This window comes from Mycoplasmopsis gallinacea (assembly GCF_900660495.1).
In the GTDB taxonomy this organism is placed as follows: Bacteria; Bacillota_I; Bacilli_A; order Mycoplasmatales; family Metamycoplasmataceae; genus Mycoplasmopsis; species Mycoplasmopsis gallinacea.
The window spans coordinates 813295-836660 of sequence record NZ_LR214950.1 but is presented as its reverse complement, the minus strand read 5'-3'; the positions used below and the strand labels follow the sequence as shown (position 1 = coordinate 836660).

Below are 23366 nucleotides of genomic sequence, written 5' to 3'. Positions count from 1 at the left end.
TTTTCCTCCTATCCTGTTATGTTAAATTGGAAATCAATTGAAAGAATTGATCTACCTGTTTTTGTTGGCTCTGCATCATCATTTGGCTCTGTTTTTTCAGCTGCAAGAACAGAAGGTGATTGAGCAGGATCTTTACCATTTTCTGAAATTTGGCTTAAATCACCAATTGTAAATAAGCGCGCTAAATTTTTATTAGCTTCACCAAAGACAACTTCACCATTTTCATTTACATATGCAGTTTCACCTTTATCGTTAGCAAAATCAACATAGTATTTGTGAAGTGGTACAAGTAATGTATCACGATATTTAGCCATAATAGCGTAATCTGAAATTCATGATGAGTATCCAAGATCTTCAATTGTTACTTTTGAAGATGGATCACCTTGTTTTTCATAGTAGAATACATTATTTGTTTTATCTTTGTTAATTGGAGCATATTTAACTTCTCCAGTTTTAACATCTGTGAATTTAATTTGTGTAACGTTTTGAAGTTGTTTTGTTGGCATGTATCCATACATAGCAATTGCATCAAGTTTTTTATTTCTGAAAATTCCTGCAACAGTACGGTTTCCAACTCCATAGTTCATCATTTGTGACACAAAGAATGCTTTAGGTCTTGAAGTAATTGCATTTCCATCAAAGTCTTTAAGTCTAATTGTTTCATCTACAATTGCTTCTCTATTTTCGTTATAAAGTTGCATTCCAATAGTTGCTTTTTCGAATTCATCTTTGAAGAATCCATTACTTTTTGTGATGAATTTTCCAAAGTATGATGATGTTCTGCTTCCATCATCAAAGAAAATGTTGCTATTTAATCATGGCTTGAATTTTTCATCTTTGAATTTAATGAATTTTTCGCTTCTTGGTTTAAGAATTTGATTAATTGCTTTAGCATTTTCATTTGTTTGGTCATTAAGAGTTTTGATTTTTGTCTTAAGTTCTTCAACTTTAGCTGTTTTATCTTCAACATCTAATGCTTTAAATTCTGTATATTTGTTTAATTGTTCTTGAAGCGGTTGAATTTGAGCATCTTTTTGTTCTTGTGATAATTCTTCGTTTTGATTAATTGTTTCAATTTGTGAATTAATTGAATCAATTTTTTGTTGAAGTTTGTCTTGTCAATCAGACGCATTAAGAAGCTCTAAATCAGCTTCAACACCTTGTCTTTCTTTGATAATTTTTCTATTTTGATTTCCAAGAAGTGATGTTTTATAAGCATTATCAACAAATTCAGAAATAAGGTAGCTAATGTTATCTTTTCAAATAAGAGCTTCTTCAGCTGCTCTAATTCCTTCAGAAATATCTGTGTTTGTGTTTTTGCGTTCATTTCAATATTGAAGTTTTGAAGCATCGATAATGTAGTCAAATCCTGTGTTAGCTTCATTTACATTACTAAAGTAACTTGGTAAGTTATTAAAGTCAGTTGAAGCAGGGATAAATGTTGTTTGGACAAAATCACGAGTTAATGTTTCTGAAATAGAGTAAATATAGTCAGTAAATTTGTCATTTAAAAGTGGTTCAGTTCTTGTGAAATTGTAATCTGAAACATCACTTGAAGGAACACCATTTGAAAATTCACTGTAGAAAATTCTTAAAAATCCATATTCAAGTGGGTCAAGTTGATATCCTTCAGTTGTATAAATACCACGATTATCTCATGCAAGATGGTTACCCATAAATGTGTATAAATCATATGTATCTGCATATGCTGAAAGGCCTTCTTCTTTTTTCTCAAACATTTTGTGGAAGTATTCTTGTAAATCACTAGGTGTGAATTTTCCTATTTTGTTTTCTAGATTTTCAAACACAAAGTTTTCAGCAAATACTGGGTTTAATTGGCTAATTCCATATTCATTTGAGAAAATTGCTTGGTTAGCAACTAAATCAGTTGCAGGGTTAAAATCTTTAACCATTAAGAATAAATCAGAATTTCTGAAACGTTTGATTAATTCATTTGCAAGTAATTGTTCATCATTTGCAATTTGATTAATGTTTTCTCTAGTTTCATCTGTTGCTTCTGTTAAAAGACCTTCTTTGAATCTTTCTAAGTTAAATTTAGTTTTTACATAATCTACATTTCAGTTAAATTCATAAATAACTTGCTCTGCACCTTGATCATTTACAAGAACTTTTCTTACTGGAGTAGCTTGTGAATAATCAAGTGAACCGAATTCAAATAAAGCAGGAACTGAGCTAAATGCAGCTGTTGTATACTCTTGATCATTTAATGTATAAGTTACTTTAAAATCATCTAAAACAGCATTGTGAATTGAATTAAATGCTTTTTGAGTACTTGCATAATATGCATTGTAACCAAGTTTTTTTACAAGTCCACCTTTAAAAGTATTCATTCTCTGAACTGTGAAAATGTCTCTAGGAAGTACTACTTCATTGTTTTCGTTAAATAAAGCAAATGTTGTTTTGTTTGCATTTCCATATACATATTCTGCAGCTTGATCTTGATTATGTCATGTATCATCAACGAAAGAAAGAAGACCAATTGCAGCATAAATTTGGTTAGCTGGTGAAAGTGAGAAGTTTAAGTCTGTATTTAAATTCTCTTTTAAGAAGCTTTCACCTTTGGCAAGACTTGTGAATCTACTTCTCATATATGGTAAGTTAAATCCACTAAGAATCAATCCATCTATTTTTTTGTTATTTGCTAAGAAAGTAGAATTTGCTCCAGTTGGAATTGAGTATTTTGAAACAAAATTATTTTCTTGATCCACAAATGAAAGAATTGGATTATATCCAGCACCAAAATAAATATTTCTTGCAAGTAGTGTGTTATTTTGAGCAGTAACATCTGTTTCCCGAAAACTTGTTAAAAATGAGTTTACAACTGCAACCATAAATTGATCTATTGAAGCATCTTTATTTACAGCAAAGTATTGGAATGCTTTTCTAGCATCATCACCTTCATGAGTAATTAAGTTAGTAGCAGGATTTTTTTCGTTTGCGTTTTTTCTAGCTTTAGCAGCTTCAAAATATCAATTCATATCACTTCCACCAAAAAGGTTGGTAAATTGTGAGTTTAACTCACCACCAATGAAAGTTGAACCTGTATTTCATCCACTATCATAGAAATTGTGGTTAACAAGGCTTTCAAGTGCAGCTTCCACAAGGTGAACTTGATCTGAAATGTAATTTCATTCAGCTTCTTCAAGCTCTACATTTAATGGTACATTGATAAATGGAGTTCCATCTTTTTTAACAAGTTTAACTTTTGAAATAATTGCTTTTTGATCATTTGCATAATCAGGTTCTTGAGCATATTCAAAGAAGCTAAATTGAATTGTTCCATTTTCATTTTTAGTGTAAGATAAAGGGTTTCCTTCTCCATCACGAATTTCGTTAAAGATTTTTTCTGCATTAATTTCAGTGTATTTAACTTCTGAATCTTCATTTTCTTTAAGTCATGCTTTAGGAGTACCTACGATATATGGGTTTAATGTTCCAGAGTTTTCATCAAATGAGTTAGCAATGAATAAATCACCTAATTTTACATCACGTAATTTAGCTGCTTCTTGCATTCCTTTGAAATCTTGTAAGAATCTTCTCTGTTTGTTTCTTACAACATCTAAAACATCAGCTGGGTTAGTTGCAGCTCCTCAAATATCGCTATATGATTCTCATTCACTCTTAGTTCCATCATTTTTGATGTATCTAAATTGAATAAATGATCCTCTATCATTTGGTTCACCTTTAACGTTAACTCTTCTATATTCAAGATTAGTTCTTGCATCTAAATAGTTTTTAAGGGCAAAATTTGAGTAATATGATGATTCAGAAACTCCACCTCTAGTTCTAATTCCACCAACAACAACCCCGTTATTTTCTCTATCAAGAGCTTGACCTTTTTCAAGTGTAAAGTGGTGGCCATATTCATGGGCAGCAACATATTTAAGGAAATCTGTAGAAATACCTTCAAAATTATCAATTGAAACTGAAAGCACTAAAGGAAGTCCGATTCTATCTTTATCACTTAAAGCAAGGTGTCTTCCTTCTTTTAAAGCATATTCATAGTATCCTTTATCGTTAAGTTTTTTTTCAATGTATGGACCAAATTGTTCTTTTAATAAGTAAGGATATTTTTGAGTAACCCTATCAATTAAACCTGCATATGTTTCATTATAAAGTTGATATTTTCTTGATGAAAGACCTCTAATTGGAGTTCCGTTTTCATCAACAATTGAAATATCTTCAGGACTATATGAAAGAGTAATTGGAGAAATAGCACCACCATAAGCAAGAGCATCTTTAAATTCTTCAAAACGTCTAAATTCTGAATCACTTAAGTTTTGAGCGTCAAAATAATCGTGGTATTCTCTTCCTTGAGCATTAGTTAAAACAATGTGAAGAATTTTATTATCCACACTTACTTTAGTTAATGTATAAGATTTGATTTGTTTTTCATTTGCAACATCAAAGTTTTTAATTTCATTTAAAGCTCTAATTTTCGAATCAAAGTAGCGAGTTGGACTTGCTCCGTTATTATCATAGATAAATACTTCTTGATTTAAGTATGAATTCATGTCATAAAAATCTAAAAAGTGTACTAAATCTTTCTCAATTGCTTCTCTTAAAATTTTCTCATTAAAATATGTAGCATGAGTTGTGTTAAATCCGCTATGGATAGTAACTTCATTTTTAAGTGAAGCGCTATCTTGCACTTTTTCAAGTTTTAATACTAATGTACCTGTGCTTGTTGAAGAACCGGCTCCATTTAATTCTACATCTGCAATTTTTCTTTGTACAAATTGATCGAAAGTTAAATTAGGTAAATCTTTTTCAAATTCTGTTTTATAAGCATTAAATTGTTCTTCTGTTGTTCCAAGCGGAAGAAGAATTGATTCATCTCTTCCTTTAAGTTCATTACGCATTGTAGCAACAAGAAATTCTTTGCCAGTAAGTTTACCAGGTGTAAGAATTGATCTAAATGAACTAAGTTTTGAAGTTTTTTGTCCATTTTGATAAACATGCGAATCATTTTTAATAGATGTAGAAAGAGGGATATTTTTTAAAATTGAGTCAATTGTGCTCTTATCTTGAAGATCTTCAAATAATTTATATGCTAAAGCATCAGTTGCATTTCCAGCTCCTGAGTTTGAATTATAAATTGGGAGTGATCCAAAAAATGCATCTGGGAAGAATTTAATTTCACTTTCTTCTTTGTGTAATGTAGAGTGAGATCCAAGAGTAATTGAGTTACCATTTTGTTCAACTCCGGGCACAATTCTAAAGCTATCTAAGGTTAAAATATCTGGCCCTCATGAAACTTCGCTCATAAATCATTTAGTAAAATCAATGAATTGTTTTGGACGAACTGCTAAAACATACTCATTGTAAAAACTAAATGAACCATATTTAACTTCTAAGATAAATCCATCATTGTAAAACTTGAAATAATTTTCGTAAAAATCATCGAAGCTCATTTTTTGATCTTTAGACTCATTTCATCAAAACTGTGTACCATCAGCAGACATTGAACCAACAATATCTTTTTTTGAAGGACTTACAATGTTAATTTCAGGTTTTAGCTCACCTTGTGCATCATAAATAACATCAAAACGGTTTACAAGTCTTGTTTTGTCATTAGATCATTTGCTTCCCTTGACTTCATCAGAATTATTAGCAAAAGCAAACATTCCGGCAAAAGTAGCACTTGTACCAGCGGCTATAATTCCTAATGAAATAAGGACTTTCGCTTTAAGAGAAAGTTTTCTCATATTTACTCCTTTTTGTTTTATATTTAAAAATAAATATATAATGATTAATTTTAACAAATTACCGCTAATTTAACAGTAAAGAGTTAATAAAGTGCTTTTAAAGTGGTCAAAAAGCGTTTTTGTTTTTTATTAGTTTTTTGTCCTTCAAAATTTATATGAAAATTGGAGGTCAAAATGAAAAAGATTATCAAAATAATTTTAAGTGTAGTGGCTCTATTATCCATTTGCGCAGTTGGGATAGGGGCTTTTTTCATCCCACAAGATTCCCTTAAAAAAATTTTCAATAAAGAGCAAGCTCCTAAAGATAAGCAATTATTAACAAGCAGCTCAAATGCTAATGAAATTGAAAGCGGTTCTGAATCTGCAAGTAAGTTTAAGTATGACTTTTTACAAAAGCACATTACTTTTTATAGAGAAAATCAAAAGCAATTAAATTTAACTAAAGAAAAACTTGATTTACTTAGCAAGGAAACTTTTGAGCACAGCAATGAAACAAGGATCGAACCTTTACTTTTAAAAATTGGGATTATTATTGATAATTTAGAAAAAATGAATTTTCAAAACTATGCTTTCTTGCAATACTGAAAAACAATGTTTCCGAGTGATTATTCTTTTAATAGTTCGTCAAATTATTCATATTTAGCTACTAATAACACCTTGCAAAAAGAGTCAATTACTCTTTTGAAATTAGCAAAAAGTAGTTATAGGGAACTTAAAGAAAGTAAGGAAAATTTAATCAATGAAATTAATGCTTTAACTATCAAGCAAGAAACTAAAGACCTTTTGGTTTCTAATCTTGAAATAGCGGTTGAAAATATGTTTTATAAAACTTTTGAAAATGAAGATCTTCTAGAGTGAAATTCTGATAATTTAAATGAAATTTTGGAAATTGTTAATTCTGTGAATTTAAAAAGTAAATTGATTTGAAATAGATTGAATTTTATTTATTGGATTTTGAAATTGGAAAATCAAATTCAAATTGAAGCTAATTTAAATCAGGAAAAAATGATTTATTACAGAGAATTTTTAATAGAAAAATTAATAGCATTTGAAAAACTCAAAATAAATGCTAATAATCAATTTTTAATACTTTTAAATAACTGAAAATGTCTTTTAGATTTAGTTAATTATACTCAAAGTGATAATCTTGACATTAAAGACAAAATATTAATGCAATTAAACTTAATTAAAGTGCTTTCAAATCGCTTTGAATCATTAAAATGAATTTATCATAGCTCTCAAAAAATTCCACATCAAAATAGTGATTTATCAAAACAAATTAACTCGTTAATAAATTCATTGCATAATGGAGAAAATAATCGAGCTACTAGTATTACTTATATTTATAAATTTAATAATGTTTTTGAACAATGAATTAGAAATTTTTCATTAAAAACTTTTTCTTTAATTCAAGGATTTTACACCTTTGAAGAGCTAAATTTAAATACTTGAATAGAACCTATAAACACCTATCAAAATAATAAAGTTAATAACATAAATCAAATAATTGAATCACTAAGGATACTTATAGAACAAAATCCAAAAGTTAATCTTGATAATTTATTTAAAAAGAATTTGAATTTTATGTCATCAAATATTAATGAAGAAGAAATAAATGAAATTGCAACTGTTGAAAATCCTAATATGGCTGATAATGAGAACATAACTAAGTTCAAAACTAAACTAAAAGAAATTATCACAATTCAAAATGCTGAATCTAAAAGAATTATTAATAACTTCAAAGATAAAAAGAAATTTATTAATAAAATAGGTGTGCTAATCCATTCAAACCAAGAACAAACAAGCGATTTTAACTTTGTTCTTTTTTGTGAATACTTAAATTTAATTTTAGAAATTGGAAAAGATTTAGAAATCAAAACTGCTGCATCTCAAATGCTTGATATTATTGAAGAATTTAAAGCTATTGTTTTGAAAGTTAGTCATTTTTTAGTTGAAAATTCTGCAAATAACAATGAAAAAGTAAAAATCTTAAATAACGAAAAAATTAAGCTAATTCAAAAAATGAAAGAAAGTGAACAAGTTTTAATTGATAAAGGTTTATTAATTAATAAAGAGCCTATTTTAGGTGAGTTTATGCTGCTTAATTTCGAGCAAAACAATGCTAAATATAAAGAAGGAAGCATTTTAAATGATTCTGATTTTAATAATGCTAATTGATCAATATTAGAACGTATGCGGAATAAAGTTGTTCTTCAATTTAATCAAAACCAAGATAAAACTAAATTAATGACTGAACTTAATAATTGATTAAATGTTGCAAAAAAATTAATTGAAAGAATGCGTTCAGTAGCTACTGTAAGTTCTAGGGTAGGACCAAGTGGTTATAACACAAGCCCTATGTTTGTTCCTGATTATAAAGTTACTTACACTAGAAACGCAGCTATTGTTAATGAGTTAAATAAAATGATTGATGATTGAATCCGTAAAATTCAGGAAAAAAGTTTTGTGTATTCAATCAATACAACTTAATAATAAATTTTATGAATTATTTTTTAGGAATAACGTAATCGTTCATCAATTTATTTGTTGAATAAACTGAGTCAAGATGTGAGTAAAGATCTGCTAATTGATATGGACCAAATACTCAATCATCATTGTCATTTTTTTCATAGTGTGATTCTTGGAATCTATATTTAGACTCTTTCAATATTGAAACATTAGGGTCATTTAAAATTCCATAGTATTCTTTCATTTTGTTAATGAATTCTTCACGTTTTGCAGCTTTTTGTTCATCAGTAGAACTACTACTTTTCATCACTTTTAATGTATCTAAAAGAAGTTCAGCATATTCTCTTTCAACTCTTAAGAATTTTTCTTTTCATTCTACAGGGTATGAAGCAGCAAGACTTTCGTCATCTCCAACATACTCAACGTGAGTAACATCTAAGTCTGTAATATTTTTGTAAGTTGCCCCATTTAAAATGTCTTTTGCTTTTGTAACTAATAAATCATAAACTTTAGAGTCATTTCTTTTATAAATTTCATCAATGGTGTTTTGTGTTAATTCAGCTTTCTTTGCATGTTCAAAATATCTAATAAGCGCATAAATTTCTTGTGCTGGAACAATATAGTAAATTTCAAAATATGATCTTGAAGGTCTGCTTTTAAGATTTGTAACTGTGTTTTCAGAATCTTCAATAAAGTCATTTGTATCTGTAGATCATTGAGATAATAATTGTTTAAATTGTTGAAGTTTTGCGTTAAGTTCATCAACAAGAGTTTTTTCTTCAGTTGCTACTGAATCTTGATTGTCAATAAATTCTTGTAATTTAGTTGCTTTCTTAGTAAGGTAAGCAGGAAGATTTTGATAAGCATCAAAAGTGATTGTTTCTCCATCAATGGTTTTTTTTGAATATGTTCACTCATCCACTTCGTATTCATCAGTATTATCTAAAGATGTTCCAATTTTTGTAGCTCAATTTTCAAGTGTTGTTTTAATAGCTTGAAGTTGTTCATTTCTTTGTGTTTTTTCGCCATTTTCATCAAAAACAAGTTCACCTTCACCTGAAAGAGAATCAAATAAAGTTTTGTTGTTTTTGTATCTGGCTATACGTTTTTCTCCATCATTAATTTGCTTTTGTAATTTTACTAAGAATTTCTTGTTATTAATAAATGACTCATATTCTTCATTTATTGGCTCAATTCCTAAAGTTTTTCAGAAATTACGTAAATCTATATTTGTCTTTGTTCTTTTTTCAAGTTTTGTATAAGCAACGTATTGATCAAAATAGTTTTTAAGATCTTCTGTAAAAATCTCTGCACTACTTAAATCTCTAAGGAATTGTCTGTTAAGTGGATAGTAAAAAATATCATTTTCTTCTGTTTCTGGGTTTATTTTCTTAGAATTAATGGTTGCTTGCAATTTATCTAATGAACCAGTTCTATCTTCTTTTCTAGCTCATGATACATACAATTTCATAAGATTAAGTGCTGATTCCATTTTCTTTTTGTAATCTTCACCAAATTTTTCATTAAATAATGCTTGTTTTTCAAAAAGAAGAACTTTAAAGTCATTAATTGTTTGAGCAGTATTGTTGTATCTTAAATTTGAAATGAATCTAAGAATATCAAGAATTGTTTGGTATAAAACTCTATTATACACAGAACTTAGGTTGTTATAGTTTACTGAATCCCTATAGAATGTAACAATTGTATTTGAAACTTCACTTGCTTTTTGTAAAATTTCCTCAAATCTAGGATCTGTAATTTTAGAATCAAATGGAAATTGTGGAATTTTGTATGTTGCAGAAACTTTTCATAATCTAGTATTTAATAAGTTTGAATAATTAGGGTGTTGGAAATATCGATTTCAATAACTTACTTCTAAAGTATCAAATCTTCTAATTTGTTCAAAGAACGAAGATGCACCTTTATTATCTGCGTATGCATTAGAAATTGCTTCAACAATTTCAATAAGTTTATCATTTTGTTCAGCATTAACTTCTAATTCTTTTTTTGATGCTATCAAAGATTTTGATTCTTCAATCAAAAAGTTCTTCCATAAATTCTTGTGGTTCTTCTTCAGGTGCATAACGATATCCGTATGTTGCTGGTGTATCACCTTGTGCTGGCGTTACTTCAAATCTATCATAAAGCCCTTGTTCTAAAACAATTCTGTGTAATTGAAGTAAAATGTTTTCTTTGAAATCTTCTAAATTATCAAATGTATCTTCTGATTCTTCAGCATTTGAAATTCACACTGGGATTTTATCTAATAAAGTTGTCTTAAATTCCTCAAAATTTGTAATTAATGGGTTTTCTCCAGATTCAAATGAAGCTTTTAATGCATTGGCATATTTTTCTAAATATCTTAAAACGAAAAGTAAGATTTCTTTAGCACTTTTATTTCTTGCTAAATTATTTTGATTTAATTTTGCTACTTGTTCTTGTAATTTAGCAATCATTTTTTCTAATTCAGATGTTTTATTATTTTTACTTTGAAGTTCATCTTTAAGTTCTAAAAGTTCTGCTTTTAATGACTCAACTTCTTCATCAGAGTATTTAGGTTCAGGTGCTGGTGCATTTTCTAACAATTCAATTTCCCTAGAAACAATTTCAAGAGCTTTGTTTCTTAATCTTTCGTATTCTCTTAAATATTTGTTTCTAAGCTCATTTGTAATTCCATTTGCTAAATACTCACGTCTTAACTGAAGTGCAATTTCTTGAAATTCAGAAACTGTCTCTGAATCATATCCTTTAGAATTAAGTTTATTTAAAAGGGCTTCAAAATCTTCTTTTTCAGTAAATCTTTCTTCTTTTTTCTCTATTGTAACTGGTTTTTGCGCTTCTTCTTCATTATTACATGAAAGTAAAGTTAAAAGAGGAAGCGACGACCCGGCAAGAGCGAAAGGCAATAATTTCTTCATTTTTTTCATTTTCTTTCCTTCTTTCTAAAAATGATTTTTATATTCTCAAAAAATAAAAAAATGCATAAACATCTACCCACTAGGGGTAGTTTATGTTTATGCGAAATGTTTAATATTATCCATTAACCATACTTGACTTGATACTTCTTCAGCAAAGTTTGATTGAACTTTTTCAATACCTTCACCTACTTCGAATCTATAAGATTTAACTAACTCACAACCACTGTTTGCAAGATATTTTTCGACTGTAACACCATCATCCATAACAAAAGGTTGTTTAGCAAGAACAAACTCTGATAATTGTTTATCAAGTCATCCTGAAACAATTTTTTCACGAATGTTTTCTGGTTTATTAGCAAAACCATTTGGTTCTACAAATCCTTTTTTGATTTCTTCCATTCTTTCTGATGGTATTTCGTTTACAAGGTCAAATTCTGGATTCATAGCAGCAACATGCATTGCAACGTCTCTTGCTACATTAGCATTTGAACCGTTTACAACAACAACTGATGCTACTTGACCATTAGCATGAACATAAATTCCTAATACTTGGTTATCCATAGCATTTACACGTTTAATACGACGAAGACTAATTTTTTCTCCAATAACTGCTGTTGCATCAACAAGAGCTTGTTCAACAGTTTGGTTATCGTCTAATTTCACAGTTAATGCTTCTTCTGTCGTTTCAACATTTGCATTATAAATAGCATTTGCAACTTTGTCAAGAAGCATAATAAACTTATCGTTTTTAGCAACGAAGTCTGTTTCTGAGTTAATTTCTACAAGTAAAGCAGACTTATCGTTTCCAACAGCTGTTACAGCACCTTCTGCAGCAACTCTACCTGCTTTTTTAGCAGCTTTTACAATTCCATTGTCTTTAAGTCATTTGATAGCAGCTTCAATGTCGTATGCTGTAGCTTCTAAAGCTTTTTTACAGTCAACAAGAGCAGAATTAGTTCTTTGTCTTAATTCTTTAATAAGTTCCATTTTGTTGTCAGCCATGATTTATTCTCCTATATTTTTATATTATTTGCTTTCGTTAGCTGGTTGGTTGTTTTCAACTTCAGCGTTTGCTTTTTTACCAAAATCTGGTAATACAACTTTTTCTTCATCTTGGTAAGCGAAAAGTTGTGGTTTTCCTTGAGCTTTAGCAATAGCATCAGCTAAAACTGTCATAATAAGTGTAATTGATTTTGCTGAATCATCGTTAGCAGGAATTCCAAAGTCTAATGAATCTGGATCTGAGTTTGTATCTAAAATACCAATAACTTTGATTTTCTTTCTTTTTGCTTCTTTAACAGCGATAGCATCTTCATTAGGGTCTGCTACAATCATAACTTGTGGTAAACGTTTCATGTTTCTAATACCATCAAGGTTTTTGTGTAATTTTTCAAGTTCTCTCATTTTGTCAAGAGCTTCTTTTTTGGTGTATCCTTTGAATTCACCTTTAGCTTTAGCTTCAAGCTCTTCCATTTTCTTTACACGTGACATAATTGTTGAGTTGTTTGTAAGTGTTCCACCAAGTCATCTTTCTGTAACGTATAATGAATTTGTTCTTTCAGCAGCTTCTTTAACAGCAGCACGGGCTTGTTTTTTTGTTCCAACGAAAATAAATTGTGCATTTCTTGATGCTAATTTATTAACAAGTGAATAAGCAAATTCTAAGTATTTTTGTGTTTTTGTAATATCGATAATGTGTGATCCTCTATTTTTTTTGTGAGGAACAATGAAATCTTTCATTTTTGGATTTCAGTTTGAAGCTTTATGTCCAAAGTAAGCACCAGCTTCTAATAATTTCTCTTTAGAAACAATAGGTTGTTTTGTTTCTTTTTCTTTTTGTTGTGTCATATTTTCTACCTCATTTTTTAGTTTGTTAGTTTTAACCTTTTACTTCTAACGCCTAGCACTTTGAGAAAAAGCACACCCATGCGAATCCATAAAGGTAAGTGATTATCCAATTTAAATTAATCTGAATTTGTAAAAATTCGAATTTAAATAAACATAATTCAATTTACTTTATTAATTTTAACAATAAAAAAAGATTTTCCAAAGATTTTTTAGTATGATTTTATTACATCGGTCAGTAGCTGCAGCAATGTAGAGGAAAGTCCGTGCTAACACCACCTGCGATGGTGGTAGTGTTCATGCCAGGACTAATAAGCCTGGGCTTAGACGACTAGTGCCACAGAGACGAGAATTGTGAAACGCGGTAAACTCCATGAGTTAGAAACCCAAATTATGGTAGGGGAACCTAAGTTAGGAAATGAACAATACTTAGGAATGTTCCTTGCGAACATTAGATAAATTACTGACACTGCTTTTGCAGAACAGAACACGGCTTATAGATGTAGCAACATTTTTCAAATGTTGCTTTTTTATTTATTTTTAGATAAAACATTTATAATAAAAATATGTTTAAAAAGAATAAATTTAAAATGATTTTTTACACCATTATTACATTTGGTTTGATTTGAATTAAATGAAAAAAACAGTTAAAACATACAAAAAATACAATCTATCAAAGTAATAATTTGCCTTTTGATATTAACTTGTTAAAAGTTGCTCTAGGGGAAGGCAACATTGAAAAAGTTGAAACCAAACCATCTCGGATTACAGTTTTTCTTAAAAATGCAAAAATTGTTGATCTAGATAAAATACGTAAATTAAAAGGAGTAACAGGTATTTTTGCTAAAAGTGATTCAGTATCAATCATTTTAGGAGAATTTTCAGCAATAACTGCAAGACTTCTTGAAGGAAAATAAGATGATAAACGAAAAAGAAACAAAATATAAAGTCATTTTGGATAACCTATTAGAAATTAATCAAAGCGATTCTTCTATTTTTACAAAAATTAACAATAACAAAAAGTGCTTTGATCTTTATTCATTACTTGGTCCTGAAATGTTTAGAGAAATTTGCAATCAAGAAACATTTAGCATTAATGTTTTTGATTACATTTCTAACTCGCTTATTGACTCACTTAAAAAAAGTAATATTCCTTCAGATTTTATAAATACTTTAAATAAAGTGAAACACTTAGAAATTAAATATAGTGAAAATAAACTTTTTAAAGAGTTTGAAAAAAGTAAAAAAGAAATAATTGAAAATTTAGAATCTCAGCTTCAAAAATGAGTTGTTAAATGAAAATTACTTAATGATGCAGCTGCTCATATTTTGGATCAAAATAACATTTGACCGCTACACATTGGTTTTTTATTTGTGTCAGTTAGAATTGATGATAAATTCGTTTATGCTCCACTTTTCTTTAAAGAAGTAATGCTTACTTTTAGAAATGGAACACCAATTCTTTCCAGTTCAGGACATATTAAAGTTAATGAGAAATTACTTTTCTTCCTTAATAATAATGAATTTAACTTACAAATTGATTCAGATTTTAAAGAATTAAAAATCGAATCATTAATTTCAAAAATTAAAAAAGATTGAAAAGGAATTTACGAAGTTCCTGAAAACATCATTTATCCATTTAAAGAATTAGAATTATCAGAAATTAATAACAAAAGCTTAATTTTTCATTCAGGTGCTGTTTTAGGTCTTTTTGAACCATGAGGTGGTTATTCAAGAACTAGAATGAAAGAAATTATCCAAAATAACGAAATGGATCAAATTCTTAAAGTTGAGTTCAATAAAAATGTTTATAAAGAAAGGGTTGATAAAACTATTTTTAACCCTAATATTTCGCTTTTTAAAATCACCCCAACTAACTATTCACAAGATAAAGCTATTCTTTCATCACTTAACCAAAACACAGTTATTTGAGGACCTCCAGGGACTGGGAAAAGCCAAACTATTGTTAACTTAATTGCTAATATTTTAGTTTATGATAAAACTGCTATTGTAGCTTCACAAAAGAAAGCTGCATTAGAAGTTATCAAAGAAAGAATGGGGCTTTTATCTAAGTTCTGTTTATTTGTGCTTAATTCAAAAGAAATGAATAAACAATCTTTCTATAAACCAATTCAAGAATACTTAGACTTTCTTGAGAACTTTGCACCTAATTCTAAGTTTAAATTTCAAGAAACTTTAACAAATGAAGAACAAAATTTTGTCCAAGTTTCTTCAGAACTTACAAGCAATAAAAATACACCACACCTGCTTGAATCTTATTATTATTTTAGTGCACATAAACCTGATTTTCAATTGCAAAAAGATGTCAATTTCATTGCAACTATTCCTAGTTATTTAAATTTACCTGATGGCACTTTTAATGGTGAAAATACTAAAAAGAAACTTCTTAGAAAAAGTAAATTAAGATTTATGCCATTTTTACCTAAATACCAAGAAATAGCTAGCTGAGCTAATAAAATAGATCAAAACCTTAAAACCTTTAATGGTGATTTATTTGAACTAAGAGATAGCTTTAAGTTTTTTGATTTTGAAAATCCAGAAAGTGAATTTATTAAGCTAAAGCAAAAAATTGAAGTTTCAAACGAATTGCAAGATCAAATTAAACGCAAAAACATAATTAGTGATGAAAAGATGATTCAAGATATCATTGCTCAAAGGATTTTCCAAAGAGTTAATAATCTTAACGAAGAAGAAAAGAAAGAATATTTTGAATTTGCTTCAAGTGTAAGAATTATGAACCTTGAACCATATCGATTTGTGAAAAAATTCACAAACATTATCAAAAAGATTTTCCCAATTGTTATCGCCACTCCCAACACTGATTTGAGCGGGTGAAGTAAACATGAATTTGATTATGCTATTTTAGATGAATCAAGCCAAATTTTCATTGAAAACGGTTTGCCTATTTTATATTTAGCAAAGAAAAAAATTCTTGCTGGTGATACTAAACAAATGCGTCCAAGCAACTGATTTGGAACTAGAACCATTGATGATTCAATTTTTGGAAAAGTTGAATCACTGCTTGATTATGCACTAAGCATTGGAACTTACCAAATTCTGCTTGATAAAAACTATCGTTCTAACCACGCTTCGCTTATGTCTTTTTCAAGTAAATACTTCTATAATTCTTCACTAGATGTACTTGACGTGGCTTTTAAAAACTCTGATGATGCAATTGAATTAATTCAAGTAGATGGGATTTGAAAAGATAACCGTAATATTGCTGAAGCTAAAAAATGTATTGAGCTTTTAATTGCCAACTTACATAAATATAACAAAATCATTCTCCTTGCTTTTAATGCTAAGCAAAGTGAATACTTAAAAAATGTGATTTACACTAAATTTCCTGAACTTGAAGAAGCTGTGACTAATAAGAAAATTCTCATCAGAAACATTGAAAATATCCAAGGTGATGAAGCTGATTTAATTATCGCTACCGTTGCTTATGATAAAAACACTCGTTTACAATTTTCTTATGTAGCTCGTGAAGGCGGAAAAAACGCGCTGAATGTTGCTATCAGTAGAGCTAAAGAAAAAATGATTGTTATTAAGACATTAAAAAGCTCTGAAATTCTTATAAACGATAAATCGACTGATGATTTAAGAATCTTCAAAAAATGATTAGGTTATATTGAAATGAATCAAGAAGCTAAAAACCTTATCTTAAAAGAAAATAACTCATTAAAACAAGCTATATCCAATGAACTTAAAACCAATCAATTTAAAGAGTTTATTTATGAAAAACTAACTTCTAAAATTAAGATTAATAAGAATTTAACAATCTCTAAAGATGTTAAATTGGGAACTATTGAAATTGATTTTGTTATTAAGTTTAAAAACAAACCTTATAAATATATTCTTGTTGATAATTTAGATTATAAAAACAATGTTGAAAATTATGTTCTTAAAAAAGACTTTGTTTCATTTTTAGAATCTAAAAAATATAGTCCAATTGTTATTAACCCAATTAATTGAATTTGAGTTCAAAATCAAATCGATAAAGACTTTTATTATGAAAATTTAGATAAATTCGAACATAAAAAATAAAAGGAGTTCTATATGCATTCACACTCACATATGGATATGACTGATTTATTTGCTCTCCTTGCAAGTCCAGTTAAATTCAAATTAATCATTCATTTTTATTCTTGTGTCGAAAATGAATGTGATGTTCAAACTCTTGTTCAACTTTTCAATGAAAAACAGGCTAATATCTCAAAGCACTTAAGTGAACTTAAGCGTAAAGGTGTGGTTGATTCTAAAAAAGAAGGTTTATATAATTACTATTATTTAAATAAAGAATTTCTTGATAGCTTTAATGAAATTCTTAAATCGATTTATAATCACCCTGAAGTTACTAAATATAGCTGTAGCTGCTTTAAAAAGTAAATTAAAAACCCAGGCTAATGTTAGCGTGGGTTTTCTTTATCGTTAATTAATTAGTGTGAAATGCGCTAGCAAAACTTTCATCAATAACATATCCATCCGGAAGTGTTTCTGAGAGAATGCTTTCGATATTAAACTCTTCTTGTTTTGCACCTTCATATGCTAAATTAACATCAAAAAGTTTTCATTTTTTAGATGTTTGATCATAATATTGAACTAAGAATACTTTATCATCACCTTTGTGTGCTTCCAATATTTGTGTTTTAAATACACCATTTGCAAATAAGATTTTTGCGTAAAGCTCAGCTAAATATTTGGTAGAAGATTTCATTGAGCTTTTTTCTTTTTCAATTGTTGTAAGAGCTCTTTGGTAATCTTGCTCGAATAATTTAAAGTAAATTTTAGAAGTAAATTGTTTATATTTAGTAAATAATTCTTCTAATTTAACTTTTTTAGCTTCACCTTCTAAGTTTACAGCTTCAGTTACAGCAGATGTTAATTCTGTTTTAAGTTGTTCAAGTTCTGAATCTGCAACTTTAGATGATAATTGTTCATTTACTTTTTGAATTCAATTATTTAAATTAGTAAATAAACTATCATTTTTTACAGCTTTTTCAAATGCTGTTAAGTTTCCTTCATAATTTGTAAACAATGGTTTAAATTCCTCAATAATTACTGAAAGAGCTTTGCTTGTAGCAAGTAATTCTTCAATTTTTCTTAGAATTTTTTGGCCTTTTGAACCGCTTTGTTGTGCTGCTGATAACTTGCTATATTCTTTTTGTTTTTTATCAATTTCTACTTCTCTATCTCTTGTAGATTCTAAATATAAGTAGTAAGGTTTATTTGCAAAGAATTCTTCAACGTGATTAAAGAAATGTTCTTTTTCTTCATCTGTAAATTCTGTTGAATTAAATACTTTAAAGTAATCTTCAGATTTACCACTTAAGTTAACAGCATCAAAAAGGTTAATTGGTCCAAAACCATATTTAATACCATATGTATTTGTTCTAATATATTCTTGATCGTTTAAGAAAACAGAATAAGTTTGACCTAAAGTTTTGTTTAGAGCTTTTAATAATTTAGTAGTAACAGGTAAAACAGAGCTATCATTTTTATATTCTTTATTTACTGCGTTAAATACATAACTTGGAATTGTGTTGTAAGGACTTTGGTCGCTGAAACTAAATTGATATTCTTCTTTACCAACAACAGTATTTGTTGTTCTTAAAATTCTATCTTTTTCACTTAGATATAAAGCATAAAAAGGAGTATCTTCAAGGAAATTATCTACTACTTTTTCAATCGCTTCTTTTGATACATATTCAGGATTATCAACAACCATCCCTTCTTTATTATTTGAGAAGCTAAATTCTAAAACGAATGAATAATGAAAATCGCTGAATGTATAAAGTAATTTTTTAATTGAAAATAGTTTATTTTCAAACTCTCTTAATTGAGCAGGACTTTGAGCATTTGTAATTTTAGATTTTTCTGTAAAAGCATTATGTTTAACATACTCTTTAGCATAAACTACAGAAGGTTCGTTTTCATATAAACATGAGACAGCCATTAAAGGTGTTGCAGCACTAGCAATTGCTGTACCTAATAGTAAAAAACTTTTTCTTTTCATATTACATTAACATTTCTGAATATCTTCAAGATTTAATTCCTGAGTAAGTAATAACTGAACCCATAAGGAATAAGATACTAAAGAATGCCACACCTCCTATTGAATAAGCCTTAACAGAGTTGTATAAGTTTTTAATTTTTGAGTCTAATTCAACTTCATCAGCAAGATCTAATGTAGGTTGAACAGTAGATAAAAGAACAGATAAAAGAATTATCGCAATTAATGATACTACTGTTAAAATAGCTCAGAAAATAATTTTTCTTTTGTAACCTTTCATCATAAAAATACCTAACCTTTAATTGTAGAACCTTGTCTACTAATTGCTCTCATAATGCTTTTTCTAAATAATAAGTAAACAATAAACATAGGAAGAATTGCAATAATAGCAGCTGCCATTTTAACATTTTGGTAAACAATGTTTCCTGATTCACCAGTGACGTTAGGGTCAATTCCGGCTCTAAATAATCATACCGAAATAACTTGGACATCATTTGTATCTGTTGCAATGGTAATTGGTCATAAGTAAGCATTTCATGACGCAAGTGCTGTTAAAATAACGATAGTGAATGTTGTTGGCACAACCATAGGAATTGCTATTTTAAATAAGTATTTAGCACCTACAGCTCCATCAATAAGAGCAACTTCTTTAATTCTTCCTGGAATTGATTCAAATGCGTTTTTATACATTGTTGCGTTAAATACAGAAGCAACAAATGGAACAGCCACTGCAAATAAGAATCCTACATATGTGCTGTTTAAATTAAGTTGTTTTACAACTCTAACTTGCCCGGAAAGAAGAACAACTTCGGGTAGGACAAGTAGTGAAAGAGCAATAAATCAAACTAAGTTTTTTCCTCTTCAATTTCTAAGTGAAAATGCATAACCCATAAAAATAGTAATAAATACTTTTAATACAACTGAGATAAGCACGTTTAATGATGTAAAGAGAATTGAACTTCAATATCCATAACTAAATGCTCTATGGAATGTGTTTTCAACAACTTCTTTTCATTCTACGTTGTGTTGGGTACCATCAATAACAGTGTTCCCTTTTTCGAATTTAGTAAAGAATAAGAAGTTATTTTTTAAAATTTCAGCTTCATTATCTGTCATTAATGAAATTGAAATCATCATAAAGAATGGGAATAAAATTACTACCCCAAAAAGACAAAGAACGAATAATTTAGAAAATGTTGATATAACAACTGATGTTACACTTGTTTCGTGGACTTGGGCGCTTACTTTTTCGCTATTTCTTCTTAATAAAAATCTATTTCATCAGTTTTGTATTATTAACTTTAACGAAAACATTTCTTTCTCCTAAGTTGTTAAGTGTTGTTTGGATCATAAAGAATCCTCCACGAATCATTGTTGAAAAAGTAACACCAATAATGAATAAAAGAATACTTGCTGCACCTGAACGAGCAAATTCACCTGATTTTGTAACAAGGTAAACATAAAGCATCAATGTTGAGGCTCCTCTTTCCATAGCATCAAGAGGTTTATTCTCGAAAAGAGCAAGCGGGAATACCTTAATTCCACCAATAATACCTAAAGTAATTAAGAAGTTAATTGTTCCCTTAATTGAAGGTAATGTAACTTTGAAAAATTGTTTAACTTCACCACAACCATCAATTGAAGCTGAACGGTATAAGTTTTTATCAACTCCCATCATAGCTGTTGTGAAAATTAAGATGTTAAATGCAAGATGGCTTCAAATACCATTAACAAGCATTGGTAAAAGTGGGCTAAAACCATATCTATCTGGCACTTTTAATCAATCTGTATTAGTTCCAAAGATTTGGTTAAATAAACCATTTTGGCTAAATACTTGAATGAATGTAAGTGAGATAGCAACGGCGTTAGTGATGTAAGGCATGAAAAACACTGATTGTCATAAACCTTTTGATCATCTTCTATGTAACTTAGCAATAACTGATGAAACAACAAGAGAAATTGCCATAACAAAAGGAAGAACAAAAATTCCATAAATAAATGAGTTTCTCACCCCAACAGCAAATCTAGCATCCTCAAGAATTGCTGAATAGTTCTCAAGTGTAAGTGCATTACTATCTCTTGTAGTAAGTGAGTTAATAATGTTTAACACCATTGGAGCAATTGTGAAAATTGCAATTAAAATAACCGCTGGTAAAAGAAGGATGAAAGGAACATAAACTGGTGTTCTTTTATCTAAAACAGATGTTGATAAAGTTCCTTTTCTTTTTGCTAATTTCTTAGCGAAGAAATTTTGTAAAAACGGAAAAGCTTTTTCTAATTTTAAAAGTAATGAAGTTTTATTAAAATTCATATTCCAATCTTTCTTCAGTTACTGAATCAAAAATGTGTAATTTGTGTTTTGGTAAATTGAAGTAAATAAAGTCATTAACTTTAAAATCGTAAGAGTTGTCGATAAGGAAGTTAACATTTCCTGAGCCTTCAATGTGAACTAAAAGTTTACTTTCTTTACCGAAGTTTTCTACTACCACAACTTTTCCTTTGAATTTTGCTTTATCACTTTCTGTAATAATAAAGTCTTCAGAACGAACACCAACATTAAGATCGGCTAAATCTTTTGAAGGGATTTTAATTCCTTCAATTTCAACTCCTGCAACTTTAAGAACACCATTTTCATATTTAGAAGTAAATAATCCCATTTCAGGCATTCCTAAGAAACGAGCAACGAATTGGTTTCTTGGTTTGTTATAAAGTTCCATAGGTGAACCCATTTGTTGCACCTTAGCCATTGACATACAGATGATAATATCTGAAATTGACATAGCTTCTTCTTGGTCGTGAGTAACAAACACTGTTGTAATTCCAAGTGATTGTTGAATATCTCTAATTCATTGACGAGTTGAGATACGTAATTTAGCATCAAGGTTTGATAATGGTTCATCCATTAAAAGAATTTCAGGTTTTTTAACAATAGCACGCGCAATTGATACACGTTGTTGTTGTCCACCAGATAATCTAGTAGGTTTTTTCTGTAAAATCGGAACAATTTCAACACGTTTAGCAACTTCCATAACTTCGTTGTGAATTGCTTTTCTAAGCGAAACTAAATCTTTAGATAATTCTTTTATTTCTGCTTTTTCTTCTTCTGATAATTCTAATTCTGTAAGTGTTTTCTTGTTAACATTATATTTTCTAAGTAATTCTTTAGATAATGTAAAGAAATGTTTTTCAGCAACGATTGGGAGAACTTTACTGTCATTTAACACTTCTAAATAAGCTGAATCTGTTTTTTTAGCATTTTTGAATTCAACTTTTGCAAGTTTGTAAACTTCAGCTTTTTCTTTAATTAAAGCATTATATTTTTCATTTACTTTGTTAACGTTAATTCTATATTTGTATTTAACAATTAATTTGAATAATTTCTCTTCAACTTTAATGATTTTAATACGGTCTTTTAAACTAAGATTATCGAAGTTTTCTTGTGTAAGAGTAGCAACTGCATCTTGTAATGCTTGAACTCTTGCTTCAGTTTCTTCTTCATTTTTGAAAGTTCTAAATCTAAATAAATCTGGATCAATGCTTTGAAGAACTATAGATTCTCCAAATACATTAGGTAAAGTTCCTTGACTTTCAGCTAAATGGAATTTTTCTTTAGCTACTCTAATTTTTTCTAATGAATCTTTGTGAGTTAAGCTTACGTTTTTAAGCACACTTTTACTTAAAAGAGCAAGTTGACTTGTTTTGTGAATTTCTGCAACTCTATATTCAGTGCTTGCTTTTTCAAAAGCAGCATTGATTCTTGCAAATTCTTTATTACTTTTGTGAATTAAATCATCTTTAATTGCTTCTCATTGTTCAAAAGCTTCAAGTATTGAGTTAATTTCACTTTGTGATGCACCAAGTTTTTTAAGATAAATAGCATTAATTTTATTTTGTGCTTTTATCTTTTTCATCATTACTTTGTTTTGTCAGTTAGCATCATTTTTTAATGGGAAAGCAATATTAGCATAAACGCTTAAATGTGGGTAAAGTGCATAGTTTTGGAACACGAACCCTAATTTTCTTCTTTGAGGTGAAAATTCAGTAACATCTTTTCCTCTAAAAAGAATTTTTCCACTTGTAGGTGTTAATAACCCAGCAATAGCATTTAATGTAGTTGTTTTACCGCTACCACTAGGCCCAAGCAATGTTACTAATTTACCTTCAGGAATTTTGAAACTTACATTATCAACAGCTAATGTTTCTCCAAAATCGATGTTTAAGTTTTTAAGTTCAATTGATGGAATTTCTCTTTCATTAATGGCCTTAAATTCTTCATAATAATGACGAATTTTTTTAAGACTTTCATCATCAACTTGAACTATTTGTTTTTTAATTAGTTTAATTAAATAATTAAAGTACTTCATAAGCTCC

General features: G+C 28.8%; 14 protein-coding genes and 1 other RNA gene. 5 read left to right on the top strand and 10 right to left on the bottom strand.

Translation table 4 applies throughout. The features are described 5' to 3' along the window. Positions 1-8: 8 nt before the first annotated feature. On the bottom strand, positions 9-5729 hold the full coding sequence (locus tag EXC51_RS03340; RefSeq protein ID WP_129620505.1) for a PDxFFG protein: 5721 nt from the start codon (positions 5727-5729) through the stop codon (positions 9-11). Between the two features lie 174 nt (positions 5730-5903). Here EXC51_RS03340 and EXC51_RS03335 point away from each other — a divergent pair, with 174 nt between their 5' ends. Continuing rightward, a complete protein-coding gene (locus tag EXC51_RS03335) occupies positions 5904-8219 on the top strand; it encodes a hypothetical protein (RefSeq protein WP_129620504.1) in 2316 nt (771 codons plus the stop codon). Positions 8220-8235: 16 nt separating this feature from the next. Here EXC51_RS03335 and EXC51_RS03330 read toward each other — a convergent pair whose 3' ends face one another. The 4 genes from EXC51_RS03330 to rpsB form a co-directional block, all read right to left on the bottom strand. Then, on the bottom strand, positions 8236-10239 hold the full coding sequence (locus EXC51_RS03330; RefSeq protein WP_129620503.1) for a hypothetical protein: 2004 nt from the start codon (positions 10237-10239) through the stop codon (positions 8236-8238). Then, positions 10187-11125 carry a hypothetical protein gene (locus EXC51_RS03325; RefSeq protein ID WP_129620502.1) on the bottom strand — a complete coding sequence of 313 codons (939 nt, stop codon included), beginning with the start codon at positions 11123-11125 and terminating at the stop codon, positions 10187-10189. The genes EXC51_RS03330 and EXC51_RS03325 overlap by 53 nt, the downstream gene beginning before the upstream one ends. A gap of 87 nt (positions 11126-11212) precedes the next feature. Beyond that, complete coding sequence (gene tsf, locus EXC51_RS03320) at positions 11213-12118, bottom strand: translation elongation factor Ts (RefSeq protein ID WP_129620501.1); 906 nt, start codon at positions 12116-12118, stop codon at positions 11213-11215. 24 nt (positions 12119-12142) lie between these two features. Continuing rightward, positions 12143-12964, bottom strand: a complete 822-nt coding sequence (gene rpsB, locus EXC51_RS03315; RefSeq protein WP_129620500.1) for a 30S ribosomal protein S2 — start codon at positions 12962-12964, stop codon at positions 12143-12145. Positions 12965-13188: 224 nt separating this feature from the next. Between rpsB and rnpB the strand changes: the two genes are divergently transcribed. From rnpB to EXC51_RS03295, 4 genes are all read left to right on the top strand, one after another. Then, an RNA gene (rnpB, locus tag EXC51_RS03310) (RNase P RNA component class B) lies at positions 13189-13463 on the top strand. 64 nt (positions 13464-13527) lie between these two features. Continuing rightward, positions 13528-13878, top strand: a complete 351-nt coding sequence (locus EXC51_RS03305) for a PTS sugar transporter subunit IIABC (protein ID WP_129620499.1) — start codon at positions 13528-13530, stop codon at positions 13876-13878. Between the two features lies 1 nt (position 13879). Next, positions 13880-17029 (top strand): DEAD/DEAH box helicase, encoded by a 3150-nt coding sequence (locus tag EXC51_RS03300; protein WP_129620498.1) that lies wholly within the window; start codon positions 13880-13882, stop codon positions 17027-17029. A gap of 12 nt (positions 17030-17041) precedes the next feature. Beyond that, complete coding sequence (locus tag EXC51_RS03295) at positions 17042-17371, top strand: ArsR/SmtB family transcription factor (RefSeq protein ID WP_129620497.1); 330 nt, start codon at positions 17042-17044, stop codon at positions 17369-17371. 46 nt (positions 17372-17417) lie between these two features. On the opposite strand, the gene EXC51_RS03290 is transcribed toward EXC51_RS03295, so the two are convergent. Genes EXC51_RS03290 through EXC51_RS03270 form a run of 5 tightly spaced genes read right to left on the bottom strand, consistent with a single transcriptional unit; the run spans position 17418 to position 23359 of the window. Next, a complete protein-coding gene (locus EXC51_RS03290; RefSeq protein ID WP_129620496.1) occupies positions 17418-18998 on the bottom strand; it encodes a hypothetical protein in 1581 nt (526 codons plus the stop codon). Position 18999: 1 nt separating this feature from the next. After that, positions 19000-19278: a hypothetical protein gene (locus tag EXC51_RS03285; protein WP_223211659.1), complete on the bottom strand. Its 279-nt coding sequence runs from the start codon at positions 19276-19278 to the stop codon at positions 19000-19002. Positions 19279-19286: 8 nt separating this feature from the next. Next, the gene (locus tag EXC51_RS03280; RefSeq protein WP_129620495.1) at positions 19287-20309 is read right to left on the bottom strand and encodes a carbohydrate ABC transporter permease; all 1023 of its coding nucleotides are present in this window, start codon (positions 20307-20309) and stop codon (positions 19287-19289) included. After that, the gene (locus tag EXC51_RS03275; RefSeq protein WP_129620494.1) at positions 20269-21306 is read right to left on the bottom strand and encodes a carbohydrate ABC transporter permease; all 1038 of its coding nucleotides are present in this window, start codon (positions 21304-21306) and stop codon (positions 20269-20271) included. Before EXC51_RS03275 ends, EXC51_RS03280 begins: the two co-directional genes overlap by 41 nt. Continuing rightward, the gene (locus EXC51_RS03270) at positions 21296-23359 is read right to left on the bottom strand and encodes an ATP-binding cassette domain-containing protein (protein ID WP_129620493.1); all 2064 of its coding nucleotides are present in this window, start codon (positions 23357-23359) and stop codon (positions 21296-21298) included. Before EXC51_RS03270 ends, EXC51_RS03275 begins: the two co-directional genes overlap by 11 nt. Positions 23360-23366: the final 7 nt, after the last annotated feature.